This window comes from Cohnella baijiui (assembly GCF_020731285.1).
Classification (GTDB): Bacteria; Bacillota; Bacilli; order Paenibacillales; family Paenibacillaceae; genus Cohnella.
Map to the genome: position 1 here is coordinate 265,061 of NZ_JAJFOW010000002.1, position 16,386 is coordinate 281,446.

The 16,386-nt window shown below is 56.6% G+C and carries 12 protein-coding genes; 2 read left to right on the forward strand and 10 right to left on the reverse strand.

The annotated features are described in order from the left end of the window. Positions 1–27: 27 nt before the first annotated feature. The 3 genes from LKX83_RS02955 to LKX83_RS02965 form a co-directional block, all read right to left on the reverse strand. On the reverse strand, positions 28–1,047 hold the full coding sequence (locus tag LKX83_RS02955) for an endo-1,4-beta-xylanase (protein WP_227880685.1): 1,020 nt from the start codon (positions 1,045–1,047) through the stop codon (positions 28–30). A gap of 47 nt (positions 1,048–1,094) precedes the next feature. Continuing rightward, the gene (locus tag LKX83_RS02960) at positions 1,095–2,978 is read right to left on the reverse strand and encodes a beta-L-arabinofuranosidase domain-containing protein (protein ID WP_227880686.1); all 1,884 of its coding nucleotides are present in this window, start codon (positions 2,976–2,978) and stop codon (positions 1,095–1,097) included. Between the two features lie 63 nt (positions 2,979–3,041). Beyond that, on the reverse strand, positions 3,042–4,838 hold the full coding sequence (locus LKX83_RS02965; protein ID WP_227880687.1) for a family 43 glycosylhydrolase: 1,797 nt from the start codon (positions 4,836–4,838) through the stop codon (positions 3,042–3,044). 153 nt (positions 4,839–4,991) lie between these two features. Between LKX83_RS02965 and LKX83_RS02970 the strand changes: the two genes are divergently transcribed. Continuing rightward, a complete protein-coding gene (locus LKX83_RS02970) occupies positions 4,992–5,768 on the forward strand; it encodes a helix-turn-helix transcriptional regulator (protein WP_227880688.1) in 777 nt (258 codons plus the stop codon). Positions 5,769–5,823: 55 nt separating this feature from the next. Here the strand turns inward: LKX83_RS02970 and LKX83_RS02975 are convergent, their stop codons facing one another. Then, positions 5,824–7,077, reverse strand: a complete 1,254-nt coding sequence (locus LKX83_RS02975; protein ID WP_227880689.1) for an endo-1,4-beta-xylanase — start codon at positions 7,075–7,077, stop codon at positions 5,824–5,826. Between the two features lie 283 nt (positions 7,078–7,360). Here LKX83_RS02975 and LKX83_RS02980 point away from each other — a divergent pair, with 283 nt between their 5' ends. Then, entirely contained in the window at positions 7,361–8,104 is a 744-nt protein-coding gene (locus LKX83_RS02980) for a response regulator transcription factor (RefSeq protein ID WP_227880810.1), read from the forward strand. 148 nt (positions 8,105–8,252) lie between these two features. Here LKX83_RS02980 and LKX83_RS02985 read toward each other — a convergent pair whose 3' ends face one another. The 6 genes from LKX83_RS02985 to LKX83_RS03010 form a co-directional block, all read right to left on the reverse strand. Continuing rightward, positions 8,253–9,650 (reverse strand): ABC transporter substrate-binding protein, encoded by a 1,398-nt coding sequence (locus tag LKX83_RS02985; protein WP_227880690.1) that lies wholly within the window; start codon positions 9,648–9,650, stop codon positions 8,253–8,255. 153 nt (positions 9,651–9,803) lie between these two features. Next, positions 9,804–10,823 (reverse strand): carbohydrate ABC transporter permease, encoded by a 1,020-nt coding sequence (locus LKX83_RS02990; protein WP_370639008.1) that lies wholly within the window; start codon positions 10,821–10,823, stop codon positions 9,804–9,806. Positions 10,824–10,836: 13 nt separating this feature from the next. Next, positions 10,837–11,748 carry a carbohydrate ABC transporter permease gene (locus LKX83_RS02995; RefSeq protein ID WP_370639009.1) on the reverse strand — a complete coding sequence of 304 codons (912 nt, stop codon included), beginning with the start codon at positions 11,746–11,748 and terminating at the stop codon, positions 10,837–10,839. Then, complete coding sequence (locus tag LKX83_RS03000) at positions 11,748–14,285, reverse strand: DUF5696 domain-containing protein (RefSeq protein ID WP_227880692.1); 2,538 nt, start codon at positions 14,283–14,285, stop codon at positions 11,748–11,750. The genes LKX83_RS02995 and LKX83_RS03000 overlap by 1 nt, the downstream gene beginning before the upstream one ends. Positions 14,286–14,302: 17 nt before the next feature. Continuing rightward, a complete protein-coding gene (locus LKX83_RS03005; RefSeq protein WP_227880693.1) occupies positions 14,303–14,920 on the reverse strand; it encodes a Yip1 family protein in 618 nt (205 codons plus the stop codon). Then, positions 14,901–16,382 carry an NHL repeat-containing protein gene (locus tag LKX83_RS03010; RefSeq protein WP_227880694.1) on the reverse strand — a complete coding sequence of 494 codons (1,482 nt, stop codon included), beginning with the start codon at positions 16,380–16,382 and terminating at the stop codon, positions 14,901–14,903. The genes LKX83_RS03005 and LKX83_RS03010 overlap by 20 nt, the downstream gene beginning before the upstream one ends. Between the last annotated feature and the right edge of the window lie 4 nt (positions 16,383–16,386).

The following is a 16,386-nucleotide window of genomic DNA, read 5'->3' on the forward strand; positions in this document are numbered from 1 at the left end:
CCTTCTCGCCATGTCCGGTTACGGCATTCATGAACGCGCGACATCGATAACGTTCCAGTAAGACGGCTTGGGCTGATGAGCGGCATCGAACAGAAACGGCCAGTTTTTGCGCCCGCGCACGGGGAAATGATCGAGCCAGGTATAATCGTCGGCCGCGCCCCAGAAGGTCACGGAGTCGACATGCCCGTCGTATTCCTTGAACAACCGGAACATTTGCCCGTAACGCTCAGCTTGTCTTTCGAGCATCCCCGCTTCCGGCCGCTTCAGATCGGTTCGGCGATCCTCGTGCCGGAAGACGGATACATCCAGCTCGGTGACGTGCAGCTTCAAGCCGAGACTCGCATACCTTTCGATCGCTTGACGGATGTCGTCCAACGCCGGATGCTCCAGGTTCCAATGCGCTTGAAGGCCGATGCCGTGAATGGGAACGCCTTTGTCCTTGAGCGACCGGACCAGGGCGTAGATCTTCTCTCTCTTCTCGGGCACGGACTCGTTGTAATCGTTGTAAAACAACAAGGCGTTCGGATCGGCAGCGTGGGCGTATTCGAACGCCTTGGCGATGAAGTCCTCGCCGGCGATGTCCAGCCACTTGGACGGTCGCAGCAGCTCCCCGCCGCTGTCGGAGACGGCTTCGTTCACCACGTCCCACGCGTAGATCAACCCTTTGTACCGCGAGACGACCGTCTCGATATGGGATTGCATCCGTGCGAGCAGGGTCTGCCGGTCCGCCGGTCCGCCTTCCCGATGTTCGAACACCCACGCGGGCGTCTGATTGTGCCAGATCAGCGTATGTCCTCTGACGCCCATGCCGTGCGACGTTGCAAAATCGATCAGATTGTCCGCATGTTCGAACGTAAAGCGACCCTCTTCCGGCTGCAGTCGCTCGAACTTCATCTCGTTCTCGGCCGTCACGCTGTTGAAATGCCGACTTAGCAGCTCGCGCTGCGAGACCAACGTGACCGGATTAACCGCCGCGCCGACGCGGAAATGGGCCTGGAACGTTTCATGCAGGCTTGGAACGTTGTCTTTGGGTTGCAGTTGCGTCATGCGTTTCTTCCTCCTCTACTCACGATTTCGATATCCGTTCAGCATGCTTATTTGTTCCTCCACTTGCTCCCCGCCCTTTTCACCTGAAAATAAATCTGGTAGGGTTCGTACCCGATATCCCGAATCCTTCTGAGCGAGATGCCGGGGTCCTGATTAACCGTTCTGAAGAAGAATCGCCAGCTTCCCCACTCGCGCTCGTTCTCCGCCTCGATTTCGGAAGCAATGTCTTCATTCTCCACGTACAGCATTCTTTCGGCTTCGCATACGCCCGCCAACACTTCGGGACCATAACGGAAAGCGCCTATATTCTCATCGTCCGGCAGCGGAATGAAGCGGACTCCGATCGGCAGGATCAGGCTGATCGTATCCCCGTCCTTCCAGGTTCGATGCACGGAATAGAAGCGGCCGCTATCCGACGATTTCCCATGAAGGGTGCCGTTCACGTAAACAAGAGCCTCCGACTGGATCCACTCCGGAATCCGGCAATGGAACGTAAACGCGCTCGGCCCGGAAAGGCGAATGACGAAATCGTGCTTTCGATACGGCGGCCTATTTTCGTATCTCGCGGTCGTTTCGTTCAAGTCCTGATAACCCGCCGTATTCGAAGAATCCAGCATGCTTCCGCTCAGCCGATCTTGCGATTGAATGATTCGAACGGGGTCCCCTCCGAAACTCGCGGTCGTTTCGGAGTCGAAATATTGGCAAGCGAAGATGCCGTCCTCGTCCAGATAATAAAAGCCCCGACTCCAGGACGCGTTCGCTTGTACCATCGTACCGTGGCAGCAGAAAAAACTGTCCGTCTCCGTGCTCCATTCCTTGCGCAAGCCGGCCTTCATCGGCAGAAAATACGTTAACAGTCCGGTGGAAGGATGTTCGTGCTTGGACCCCGTCAAGGGATACTCCTGATAGTAGGCTTGCGCCATGATACCGTTATAGAGATTGTATTCGATATATTGGGCATAGGCGGGGTCGCCCGAATGCCGGAACAGAAACTCCGCCAATCGGATCATGTTGTAGACCGTGCAGTGCTCCTGGTTCTTGTCCCCCAGGCGGGCCTTCATCTTCCGCTTCGGCATCCACACTTCGCCGGCCGTCTGTCCGCCCGTCGCCAGGTAGCCTCTCTCCGTCACCGCGCAATTCCAATAAGCCTTCACGATCTCCAGCCACCGCGCTTCGCCCGTCACTTCGTACGCCCGGGCGCAGCCGAGCACTTCCGGAATCGTCGTATTCGCGTGCATGTTCGTCAGCGGGTCTTTTCCTTCGAGAAGGGGATCGAACAGCCTGCTTCGTACATAACGTTCGAGCAGCGTTTTGAATTTGTCCTCGCCGGTGATCTGCAACAGATCTGCCCAAACCTCCAGCATTCCCCCGGTCTCCACGTCCAGAATGTCGTCGAATTGCTCCCTGGAAAATCGACCGCTCCATTCCGCGAACCATTCCGCGAACGCATCAGCGATCTCCAGCGCTTTCCGGTTCCCCGCATAGAGATACGCGTCTACGAGTCCCATCAATAGCTTGTGGAGATTGTACTGCGGCGCCCAGATGCTCTTTCCGTTCGCGATCCAATGCAAGTATTTCTCGGGTATCGGCCCTATCCACCGCCCTCCGTTGTCTTTTTGACACTCGGCCAGTTCATCGATGATAAGATCCGATTTCACTTTCAGCTCCGGGTCGCCGGTTTCAAAATAATGGATGGCCGCCGCGGATAACCAGTGTCCCAGAAAATGCCCTCTCAGCTGGCAGACCGGCGACTCCCAGCCCCCGTGCGCTCCCTCGGGAATGCCCCGACCGGCATATCGGCCGGCCTCCAGTCTGTAATTAAAGAGCAGATGATCGCTGTCCAGCTTCATCAAATACGCCCGGTTTGCTGCCCGCCTGCGTAATAATTCGCCATCGCGCACGATGGCTTGACTTCCCTTCAGCTCTTTCACGAATCGTCTCCTCCAGTCCTTAGCTCGGGAACCGCTTTCATTCATTGTGATACCGCACGCTCACTAGCCCTCCACCACGACAACCATCGATACCTCGGCCCGTTCGGGAGCCACGTCCCGCCCCTCTGTCAGATCCAGCACCGGCTCCCCGTCCGCGGCGAAGTGAACGCGGCGAAGACCCGAGCATCTCGGCTCATCGATCCCGGTACGGGCGTGATATACGTTCCAGATGACGCCGTCATCGTCCGTCACGTAGGAGTTGTGCCCCGGACCATATTCGCCCGGCACGCTTCTGGAGGTCAGCAGCGGATAATTCCGCTTGATCCAGTTGGCCGGATCGAGCAGATCGGCCTCGGGATCCGCGCTGAGCAAGCCCACGCAGTAGGTGGCGTCGACGAGGGCGCCGGCGATGGTAAGGAAGATTTTCCGGTCCGTGATGAGGGCGAACGGCCCCTCGTCGACAAACGTCCGGTTGTTCGCCCAACCGTATTCCGGCCGGGAGAGCAGGACGGGATCGGTTCGCAGCTTCCACGGCTCGCCCGGATTCGTCTCCGCGATGTAAATCCAGGAACCCAGATCGTCGGGAACGAGCTGTCGCTGCGCCCACACGGCATAGACCCGTTCCTTCCATTGAATGACGGTCATGTCCAGCGTAATGCCCGCTTCGAAGAGGGGGCTGCCGTCCCTTCGGACGACGCGGACCGGCGCTTCCCAATCCGACGCTGCCACGGGGTTGCCACCCTTCTTCAGCTTCATGACGTGCGATTGGATATGGATGAATTCGCCCGTGCTGCCGGCGTGGAACAGATACAGCTCGCCGCCGATGGCGTGGAGCTCCGGCGCCCACAAAAAGCTTTTCAGATGGTCGTACATTTCCGTGTTCAGAATCGGCGTTTCCTCCGCCGCGATCAGTTCCGGGATCGTGTCCGCCTCCCGAATGGAGAGCGACCGATTCCCGTCGGCATCGTTGGTGGCGATAAAATAGAACTTGCCGTTCCATTTGGCGATGCAAGGATCGGCGCGATGGGGCGCGACGGGAAAGGGGAATCGATCCTGACGAATGCGGCCTGCAATCCGATAGGTGCCGGGTCGGTTCCAATCGATTTCCGTCGCGCGCCAATCGACCGGCTTCTCGGCCTTCGTCCCGTCGCTGTAGACGGCTATCGCTCGGATTGCGTTTAATTCGGCTTCCGACTGGGCGACGACGCGTTCCGGCACTTCGTTACGAATATTCGTCGGGACCGTAAGCTTGCGAACGAGCCTCTCCGCCACCTCGGGGGTGACCGAGATCGCGTTGCGCGGCACGATTCCTTCGATATCGGCGGATATCCCGCCCACGGCAAACGGCTCGGCCGGCTCGGGCGCCGAAGCTCCGTTTAGGCTTGCGAGATCGGCAATCACGTTGCGATAGGCATTCCCGTTTCCGTCGCTCCAGTGAACGATATAGTTGCCGTTTGCCGCATCATATTCGCACTTCACGTCCCGGATCTCCCGGTCTCCCTTCAAATTCAGCAGTCCGAGCTCCCGGTACTGCAGCAAATCCTCCGTGACAAACAGCAGCACCGAGCCCCGGCTCGAAACGTCGGGCCCGCCATCCGGCTCCGTACGCACGGCGACCACGCCGTAGGCGCCGTCGGCCATCCGAAACAGGTAGGGATGACGCAAGCATTTGGCGCTAAGCGACCCGTTCGGGTTTTCCGTAGCCAGGGCGAACAGGACGCCGGAGTTATGGTTCAGCGGCCGATAGCGTTTGCCGTCCTCGCTGTAGGCCAGATGCATGCTGTAGGCGAGCTTCGGCGCATAGATTTGCTCGTTCTGCACCTCTCTCGTATAGCAAAGAATAAAGGGGGAACTTTTCATATTGGCGGCACCTCGCGGTTTCGTTCTCGCATCCTTTTGATCTTTACGACAAACGTAGATTCGAATATAAAGAAAGTATAGGCGACTGCCATTCGATCAACAATGATGAATGCATTCATTAATTTGATCTATTCTCAGATCGGAGCTGGGACGATGACCACGATCTACTACGTCGGATACGATGCGGCCCACCCGGACGATTTCGTCTACGACATTCCGGAAGGCCATGATTTTTGGCTGCTGATCCTGACGCAGACACCGGCCGAAATCTGGGTCCGCGGAGACATCCGGGAGTATCCGGCGAACTGCGCCGTTCTCTTTCCTCCCCGGCAAAAAATCTATTACCGCGCCTGTTCGGACCGGTTCGTGAACGATTGGGTCCGCTTCAACACGGGCGAGCTTTTCTTGACCGAGACGACGCTGCCGCTCGGCATTCCGATTCCGATGCCCGATCCCGATTACGGCCGCAAGCTGTTTCAGCTGCTGGCGGTCGAAAACTTCCTGGACGGCGGCTACCGGGAACTGTCCATCGACTATCTGCTCCGAATCCTGTTTAACAAAATGCTCGAAGCGTCCCAATCGACGGAAAAGTCCCCTTATTATCACCGACTGCTGGACCTGCGCAAAAAAATCCACCAACAGCCCGGTCATCCCTGGTCCGTCGCCTCCATGGCGGAAGACGTGCATCTAAGCCCGGGCTACCTGCAGTCCTTGTACAAATCCGCCTTTGGCATCTCCTGCATGGAAGACGTCATTCAGTGCCGAATCAGGCTTGCCAAGGAAAGGCTCGTTCACGGACCGCAGCGAATTGCCGATATCGCCGCCCTTTGCGGTTACCCGAACGTCGAGCATTTCTCCAGGCAGTTCCGCCAGATCGCGGGCTGCACGCCCCGCTCCTTCCGCAAATCCGTGCTGAAAACCGCGGATTAATCGCAAAGAAGGGCGGCAGCCGCCTCTTACGGCACTTGCTCATCCCTCCCCTTTCTTATTCCGAAGGCAGCTTCGAAGAATCAACGACAGCCCAGAACGCAGGCTTCGCCCGAAGCTGCTTGTCGAACAGCAGCGGCGCTTCGGTGCGCGGGATCGGGAACGTGCTCAGCCAAGTGTGATCGTCCGCGATGCCCCAGAACGTGACGGCGCTGACGAGCCCCTTGTTCGCCTTAAGCGCGTCGAACAGCTCGCGATACCGGTCCGCTTGCCGCATCAGCACATCCTTCGGCACCTCTTCTTCGTAATCGCTGCGGTCGTTCCAGGCATAGAGACTCATGTCCAGCTCGGTAATGATATTATCCAAGCCGAGTTCGCGGAACTTCTTCATCGATTCGACGATCGCGTCCACGGGCGGATAGACGAGGCTGATATGCGTCTGATGTCCGATGCCGTCGATGGGCACGTCCTTGGCCAACAGCTCCTTCGCCAGTTCGAAAAGCCGGTCGCGCTTGATCGGATCGTCCGTCCCGTAATCGTTCATGTATAGCTTCAGGTCCGGTCCTCCCGCTTTGCGAGCTGCACGGAAAGCCGTCGCGATATAATCCTTTCCCGTAATCTGAAGCCAATCGCTGTTCCGCATGCCGTCCGGGTCCCCGGGTTCGATGACTTCGTTGACCACGTCCCACGACTTGATGTCGTTCTTGTACCGTCCGACGACCGTACTGACGTACGTGTCCAACCGTTTCAACAACAGCTTCTTGTTCGCTTCCCGCTTCTTCGCATCGGTCTCGTCGACCATCGGATGGCCTTCGGCGTCCATGAAGAACCAACTCGGGGTCTGGTTATGCCAGACTAGCGTATGGAACCGAACGGCCATCCCGTTCGCCTTCGCGAAGTTCACGATCTCGTCCGCCTGCTCCCAACGAAAGTCGCCTTCCGCCGGTTCGATCGCATCGGGCTTCATGGCGTTCTCCGCGACGATCGCGTTTACGTGCTTCTTCAGAAGCTCCCCCGTCAGTCCCTCGGTCTCATACGGCTCGATCGCGGTTCCGATCGGAAAATAAGCCTTGTACGTCTCCGCCACCGATGGAATGTCCGTCTGCACGGACGGGGTCGGAGACAAGGATGGGACGGACGACGGAGTTGCCGCGGCGAGTGCCGTCGCCGCGGGACTGGCGGAAGGTTGCCCCGGCACTATCGTTGCCGGAGTGCTGCCGCCGGGAGCGACGCCGCCGGGTTCGCGTCCGTCGCAGGCGGTTAATGCCGCGATCAGCGCCAGTCCCGCCAGGCTCGCTATTTTCCTTTTCATATGCATCTGCAGCCCCTCTGATTGTGGTTTTGAGAATAAATGTAATGCTTCCATCCTTGGCAAACAACCCGTTGTTGTATAGTTGTTGTGCCATGGCCGATGCTCGCGCAGCGGCGAGCCGATCCAACTGGTAAACAATTGCACCCTAAATAAAAAGTTGCACATTGCCCGTCTCGTTTCGGGTGAATCATAATGAAAGCGCAGTCATTGAATGCGGCTGCCATCCGAAAACCCTCTTTTGCCAGCCATTCCTAATGAAAGCGAGGTAGCTGTTTTGTATAAGGTGTTGCATGTAGATTCGGACGCGCAATCAAGGGAAGCCACGGAACGGTTGATCGACTGGGCCCGTCTAGGCTTTGAAATTCGGGCACGAGCCTCTCATGGCGCCGAGGCCCGCACTTTATTCGACAAGCTGAACTTCTCCCTCGTCCTGATCAATATGAAGCGCCTGCAATCCGACGGGTTGCAGTTATGCGAGCAGATTCGGCAGACAAGCCGGGTGCCGATCCTTCTTCTCGGGGGCAGCGCCGATTTTGCGCTGGTAAGGCAAGCGCTGATCCATCAAGCAAGCGATTACTTGGCCGAGCCCGTTCAGAGCTTCCATCTGACGGCAAGCCTTCGGAACGTGAGACGAGAATTGGCAGGCCGGACCGCTCCCGACAGACCGATTCCGGCAGAGTCGTCCAAGGAGCGCTCGACGCAGCCTTCGGTCGTGGAGATCGTGATGAATTACGTGCAGGCGGAAATGCACCGGAACATCACGTTGAAGAAAATCTCCGACGCCCTGCACTTTAACTGCGCTTATCTGGGTAGGAAATTCAAAAACGAAGAGAACATGACCTTTAACGAGTACTTGCTGCAGCAGCGAATGGAAAAGGCAAAGCGGCTGCTGGAGCAAACGGACATGCGAATCTACGAGATTGCGAACGAAGTCGGCTATTCGGAACTCGACTGGTTTTACAAAAGGTTCAAAGAATATACCGGAATCAGCGCGAACATGTACAGGAAGCAGCTTGTTCCTTCCTGAATCGCACGAGGCGGGGGGTGGGGGGGGGGGAGGGTTAAACTTTTACATTCCGAATGACAAATAAAACGGCGGCGAAGGGATGAGCTCCCTTGCGCCGCCATTTGAATGAAAGTCGTCTTGGATCCAGCCTTCTTGGACCGGCTGCTTTTTACTTCCCGTGCGAATCCCCCGCGTTATCGTCAAGCGCCTTCTGGAAAACGTTCTTGTGCGAGGCCGTCGCCGCCGCCGGCGATTTCTTCTGCGTCGTCAACTCATCGAGCATCGCGTAGAAATCATTGCTGTAGACCGACATTAACAGCGGATAGTTCAGAACGGCCAGATTTTTAGAGGCTTCGATGGCCGCGTCAATATCCTCTTGCTTCGCGTATTCCTTCTCCAGCCACGTTTGACCCAGGTATTCCTCGTCCGACGGCACGTCGTAGATCTTCCTCACCAGGTACAAGACTTTCTCGGGGTCCTTGACGCCCTTCGGAATGGTCCAGAAGTGCTCCCCGCTGTCGTTCGAATAGAATGCGGTAGCGGAAGGCCCCTTCGGGTACGGGACGAAGCCGAGGTCGATGTCCTTCATTTTCTGCTTCATGTCCGGCACTTGCCAGTTGGCGATATCCATCATCAGCACGTTGCCTTTCTGGAAGGCCGGCGTCGGCGCTTGCCAGTCCTTGGCGACGCCTTTCGGAATGAAGGTCGCGTTGCTGACGTCTTGCGTGAATTGCATCGCTTCGACGGTCCTCGGATCGTCAAGCGTCTGCTTGTTGGACTCGAGGTCGATCAGGTCGGCTCCGTTGGACAGAAGCGCGTTATCCAGAATGCTGCCGTTCCAGGAGGCGAGGCCGTACGAATCGCCTTGGGTGGCTTCCTGGGCTACCTTCTTGAACGTATCCCAGTTCCAGGTGCCATCCTTGACGTACTCCTGCAGATCTTTCATGTTCAGCTTCTGCAACAACGTGCGGTTATAGAGGATGCCGGTGTAGGTGAACACCCGACCCGGAGAGAACCCGTAGAGCTTGCCGTTATAAGTGGAGAGCTTGTTAATGATCGGATCGTTATAGGTTTGCTTGTCCATGCCGGCCACTTCCATCAGATCGTCGAGCGGTTGAAGAATGCCCTTCTTGATCATGCCCGGATAAATCCAGCTTGGGGTCAAGCGGACGACATCGGCGAAAGGCTGCCCTGCCAGCGCGGAGCTGACCGTCTTGTCGGCGATTTGCCCGTAATCCACTTGCATGAATTTCAACTTGAAGTTGTATTGCTTCTCATACTCGGCGATATTTTGCAATATCTTCTTTTCCTCTTCTGTTTCGCCCTTGGGCGTCGGATCCCACCACGAAGCGATCGTAATCGTGCGCCCGCCGAGATCGTAATCCACATCGTCCGAGCTTGCGGACGGAGAAGCTTCGGCGCTCGGATTAGCCGATGCGGAGGCATCGGGGCTCGCGCTCGGATCGGAACTTGCGGAATTATTGGTGCCGCTTCCCGCGCATGCGGTCAGCGAGAAAGCGAAAGCGGCGGTCAAACTCAACAGAAGCATCTTTTTTGTTCGAATCAACTTGCATACCTCCCCTATGATTTTCACTCCATATAACGACATTATCGTTATGAAATGGATTCTTGAATTATTGTAAAGCGCCATCGCAAGCGGCAACAATCCGGGTAAATGCACTTTTGACCTTAGCGATTATACTATTCGGAATCCGCTCTGCTAACCCACAAGTCCCGTTCGATCGATACTTTCAACGAAATATCGCTGCACGAACAGATACATCAAAATAAGCGGGAAGATCGAGAGCAGCAGCCCGGTGTCTACCAGCATCGACGCGTAGAAAGGATCGACGTTGCTGGCCGTCTGGTTCAGCATGACGTTGACTTTGTAGGGCAAGGCTTGCGTTGCGGTAGTCAGCGTGTTCATGCTTGGCAAAAAGTTGGAGGAGAAGTACGAATCGTTCCATTGCCAGACGAACGCGAAGAGCATCACGGTGACCATGGCAGGGATGGCGTTGGGAAGCATGATCGACCGGAAGCTCTTGAATACGCCCGCCCCGTCGACGAACGCCGCTTCTTCGATCTCTTTCGAGATGCCTCGGAAGAACTGCCGGAAGATATAGATGAACAAGCCGGACTTCAACGCATTGCCCGTAATCGCCGGTAGTATGAACGGCCAATAGGTGTCGAGCAGGTTGATGCCGTGCCCGGCGATCAAGTGGAACAGGCCGAACAAATCGAACGATTTGAAGTTGATGTAGCTCGGGACGAGAATCGTCTGCGGCGGCACGAGAATCGTCAGGATCACGCCGGCAAACAGAACGTTCATGCCCTTGAACTTCAGCTTGGCGAATGCGTAACCGGCCAGCGCGCAACTGAACGTCTGCAGGACGGTCGTGACCAACGACAGCGTAATGCTGTTGCGGATCGCGGTGAAATAGTCCATGACGTTCATCGCCAGCTTGTAATTGCTCCAAGAAGCGTGCTCCGGAATCCACATGACGGCCGGGTTCGTCAAATCCTCCATCGATTTGAACGATGCCGACACCTTGAGGAGGATCGGATACAAGATGACGAAGCACATGCCAATGAGAAGCACCGCCCGTACCAGCGACCAGAGCAGCTTCGACCACTTGTTCAGGTTCGTCACGCGTTTCTTGAATCGGTAGAGGTCGGACGTCGCCTCGGTTCTGTCGCCGGCAAGCCCGGCGCCTGCCTCCGCGTCGGTCGGATTGGCCACTATAGATCCCTCCTCAATCGTGATAGAACACCTTGCGGGACACGAGAAATACGCTGATCGCGAGGATCACGACAATGAGCGAGAAATACACCCACGCCATCGCCGAGCTAAGACCGAAATCGAGCGTCTGGAAGGCGATCGAGTTGATCTGCTGCGTTACCTTGTTATTGAGGAACGAATCGATGATCGAATACACCAGGTTGGTCAGAATGAGCGGACTGACCATCGGAAACGTGATTTTCCAGAACGCCTCGTAGCCCGTCGCGCCTTCGATCCGGGACGCCTCGTACAACGAAGGCGAGATCGACTGCAGGCCGGCGAGAAAGATAATGATCTGAACGCCGGACTGGCTGATAATCTCGTAGATCCGGTCGACGGCTCCCGTGAGATAGTTCACGATCGATTCCGTGACCCCGATATCGAGCAGCATCCCCTTCAGTTCGATGCTCTGCAGGAAGCCGTTGACCGTTCCTCCCGACGGATCGCCCGACGCCATGCTCGCGTTTAAGATCTGCTGCATAAAGCCGGCGTTGTTGATGCTCGCGATGACGCCGGACGCCAGTATGACCGGGAGGAAAAAGATCGCTCTCGTCAGGGAGCGCCCGAGAAATTTTTGGTTGAGCAGCACCGCGATGAACAAGCTGAATATGATGATAAGCGGCACGTTAACGATCATATCGGTGACGACCGACGTCAGGTTGCGAGTGAAATTCGCGTCCACGTAGAGCGCCTGACGATAGTTGGACCATCCTTCGAACGTCAGCGTGTATCCGTTGTCGGACGCCTTGAGATCGTTGAAGCTGTACCGGATCGAGTCGATAATCGGGACCAGGAAAAAGAATAGGAAACCCAGAACCCACGGCGTCAGGAAAAGCATGCCCGTGAGCGCTTTTCTTTGTTGGAACGAACGTTTGGCCAACCTCATCATCCATGCCCTCCAACAAGGAAGTCTTCGGCCGGAATGCGCTGGCCGTCCACGTCGACTTCATGGTCGTTGTAATTAACGGTAATCGTCTTGCCGCCTTCGAAGGTTGTACGGAATACGTTCTTGGCCAACTTCTCGTGTCCGACGATCGGCTTGTTCTGAACGTCGCCCAGCGCCTTCGACACCGTCCGGTACGATTCGACGGCCGTCTTCATCCAAGTTTCGTAATGGACGGAGTACAAATATTGAAAGTCGGTATTCCTCACTTCGCTGTTGTCCGCGTAGATCCATTTGAAATACAAGCTAGATCCGTACTCCAAGCATTTGAGCACGTAGCTCTTCACGTCCGCGACGCGAGACAGGTTGAGCGGCGCCCCCGCGTAATCGACATAGCCGTGAAGCACGATCTCGTAGAAAGGCACGGCTTCGTCCGTGACGTTATCCCCGTTGTTGGACATCGGCGCCTCCACGATATGCTTCGCGTACTTCAGCATGTACGCGTTGCCGCCGTCTGCCATCAGGTCGGGAAGCTGGCCGGCGATCTTCGCCAACTGCTGCCTGTCGATCTCCTGCGATTGAACCCGGTCGACGACGTGTCCGTTCCGATAATCGCCCTCGAGCTGGCTCCCTATATTGCGCAAGGAGATGCCGGTATCCCCGAATCGCTTGTAGGCGTTCAAAAAGCCGTCCACGACGTCCGGCAGCAATCTCGGCGACAGAGGCTGCGTCCAATCCGTCCGCTCCCATACCCAGGCAGCCTCATGATTGATATAACGGGATACGGCCTTGGCTTCGGTATATTTCCCGTCCGTCGCGTACAGGTGCGTAAACGAAACGTCGGGGTACAAGCCGACGCCTTGCTTCTTCGCGAAGCCGATCAGATTCCTGTAGCCGGAACTGCCTCCCAGGACGCCGTCCACCTTGACGGTGTCGGCTATCTTGTGGGAGTAGCCGCCGTTAAACCAACCGGACAACCGTACTTTCTGGTTGTCGATCCCCTGTTCCTTGAGACCGGAGACGATCGTCTGCGCTTGATCGAACGTCGTAAGCGGCACAATGGCTTTGTACGGAATGCCCAGAACCGACTTTCGCTTCGGGATGCCGCCGACCAGTTCGAGATAGAACGGCAATTCGCCTGTCGACTCCTCCTTCTTGCTCAACCATCCTTTCGACAACAGATCGTTCCGATAGTAGTCGGCCATCCCCGCGTAACTGGCCTCATCTCCCGACAGGAACGCATAACGAACGCTAAAGTCGGACATGACGGGCCTTTGCTGGAACACGGGAATGACCTTGCTGCGGTTTCCCGACTGGGAGGTTGACGTGAGGCTGACTTTCTCTTCGGAAATATATTTGAAGCTCGCATAGACGCTGTTGAAGGAGTTGCGCTTCCGGCTCACCTCGGCATGAATCGACGCGGCGGCCGCCCCTTGGTCGATCATCGCGACGAAGGCCTTGTCTTGCGTTTTGATCCCGTAAACGGGGAGCCGGATAGGCTCGATCGTCGGATCGTCGTCGTTCTCTCCGTTCCAGGTACCTCCGTCGTCCCCGTAGACCGGCTGGTCGAACGAATCGTAGCGCTCCTTGCCGTTGTTGAGGTAGATCAGGCTGCCGGAACCGTCGGGTACGAACATATAGCCCTGATCCTGAAGTCCGGCGGCTCCGAAATAAGGGAGCAGGGCAATGTCCGTGAGCGGATACGAGGCCGGATACTGAATCCCGCTGCCGATCACCCTGACGACGAACTGATCGCCCGATAGCGTATATTCGACCGGAATCGTGAACACTTGCTTTTCGTTGCTCCCGCCGTTTCCGTTTTCCTTGTCGTCCTTCGCCAGGTCCTCGGCCGTGTAGCCGGCTTCTTGGAAGGCTTCAATGACCTTGTTCAGCAAGAGAGCCGCCAGGCTCTTGTCGTTCCGTTCGTAGACGTTCTTGTTCTTATCGTTCTGATAAGCCTGGACCAAATACCGCTTGTATTTCTTGCCGACCTTGTCGAGAATAAGCTTCTGGTATCGTTCGGCGCTTATTTTCTTGGGCAGGACGTCGATCTCGCTGGTCGCCTTTCCCAGCGTGTAAGTTACCTTCAAGCCCTGCTCGAACGGTTCCGCGACGGCCTGCTTCAGTTGAACGCTGTCCTGGTTCGACGTCTTGTACGACTGTTGGCCGTTCTTGTCGCTGTAGTTGACGATAATCTGGGAGGACAGCTGATCCTTGACGGAAGCGTTTGCGATCCCGTCCTCCGCAGACGAAGGATTGGATCGCCATACGCGGCCCGTCTTGTCCCGAACCGCGATCTCCATCGTTTTCGGATCGTAATATAGAGACAGCTGTCCGTTGGATGCCACGCCTTCCATGCCTTCGAGAGGCGCGTCGGGCTTCGCGTAACGGTCTGACGCCGATATTTGCGGCTTGCTGTCCCGCAGATCGGGCAGCTCAGACTGGCTCAGCGCAGGCAGCGGCTTGTATCGGGCATACAAATAGAGTCCGGAGCCGAACACCAGGACGACCGCGACGGCTAATCTGACGATTTTCTTCAAACCGGTTCGGCCTCCCATCAACGAAATTGCAACTCTCGGTAAATCGTGAAGTAGACGCTGTACATCTGCTGGATCAAGCTGAAGAACAGCATGCACAGGAAGACGATAAAGCCCATGCACACAACGGTGAGGCCAATGGTAACGATTGTTTTGAGCACGGTGTACTGGTGAACGGTCATCGTCGAGACGAAGATCAAGTACAGAAACCAGATGATCGCGAACCCGTTCAAGTAATAGTAGAACGCCGTCTCTTCCTGCGTGATGAACCGGCTATAGATCGTAGCCGGAACGAATAACAGAAAGATAGGCAGCAGCGCATACGCGGATGCGACGACGATTTCCCCGAATTTGCCTTCCCCGTCCATGAGCGTCGTCAGCGACCAGTTCGCCACGCACCAGAGAAAGAACGGCAGGATGACGTTCCGAAGCTGAATCATGCTGTTGAACGAATACGGCGAATGAGGATTGACAATAAATCCGGCGTACTGATATTGGAACATCGAGGCCAAGGAGACCAAGAAAACGATCGCGAGCGCGACGGTCAAATGTCCCTTCTTGTCGTACTTCATTTCCCAGAAGCCCTTGAACGGGTGGACGATGACGTAAAAAGGAAACTTAAAGCGTTCGATCCACATGGGAGGCCCCCCTTTTTCTTCGCTTGAATGTCCGGACCCGGGTCCAGGCGATCCAAGCGGCGACGAGCGCCAGAATCGTCGTAAGAATCGTATTGAAGTGCCGTTTCAGGACGTCCGTGCGAAGGTGCTTATACGCTTTGGAATAAGCGTTCCGGTCCAAGGCGTACTTCGCTTCCTTCACGGCCTTCTCGTTATCCCCCGCCCGGAAATCGGCCTTGCTGATTCCGCTGTAGGCGAGCTCGTAGTTCTCGTCCAGCGAGAGCACTTCACGCCACAGCTCCGCGGCCTGCTTCTCTTTGCCGATGTAGTGATTGTGCACCGCATCGTTGACCAGCCGGCCGAACTTCGTCGCCTTGAACGTCGTGATCCGCGCCAGTTCTTTGTCCAGTACGACGATCGAGTCTCCCATCCGTTCGATGGCGGAAGGCGTCTTGAAGTTGCCTACCCGGTCGCCGTCGTGCCCGAAGACATACAACAGCTTGCCCTCGGAATCGTAGGTGAAGATTCGGCCGCGAATCACATCGATCGCGCTGTAGGTACCGTCCGGTCCGACGCTGATATCGACCAGCGTCGATGGGCCGCTGCGGCTGTCGTATTTGACGTCGCCGATCGGATTGAATAAGCCTTGGCGAAGCAGAACGTCCGTCCCCGACGGATTCAGCCGCTTGATCGGCGTTCCGTTCCGCTCGGCGTTGGTCGTAAAGACGAAGTCGATCTCGTCCAACGCCAGGTTCGTATATTCGGTCGGCACGAACTGCACCATCCTCTCCTTCTGGGCTTTGGTGGCGAAGTAACGCTTCCAGAAGTAATCGGCCGCGTTGTACGTAGCCCGGTTGGCGCCGAAGAAGTTCTGGAAGATGCCCTTCTCGTCGAATTCCATGATGCCGTCGAAGACCCGGTCGGCAATGACGAGAATGCGGCCGGCGGAATCGACGGCGATCTTCTTCGGGTCGAACACGTAGTCGCCGGCGAAGTACTCCGACTTCGGCGCGAGGATGATGAGGTCCGCCTCGTTGCCGCCTTGCTTCAAGCGGACGACTCTATGGTTACCCGTGTCGGCAATGTACAGATCGCCTTCCGGGGTTGCGTAGATCCCCCTTGGCTTAAGGAGCGAATCCGTTTTGCCTTGATGGATGAACTGGCCGATCTGGCGGACGAATTCATATTTCTCGTTCAGTTCGACGACGCGGTTGTTCTCGGTATCCGCGATGTAGACGTGCTTATTTAGGGATACGAACAGATCTTCGGGATTGTTGAAGCCTCCGATGCCGAGCGTCTCGCCGTCGACGACCCGGTCGGGCACGTAGGCCGCAGGCGACCATACCCGGTCGCCCCATCCGTCGTACGTATAGCCGATATAGGGCACGGCTTCGGCCTTCGCATAGCCGGAGAACATCAGGCATGCTGCGGTCAGCGCCGTCGATGCAACGATCGCGCGTATCCAGTTCCGTGTTGTTCTCATCGCT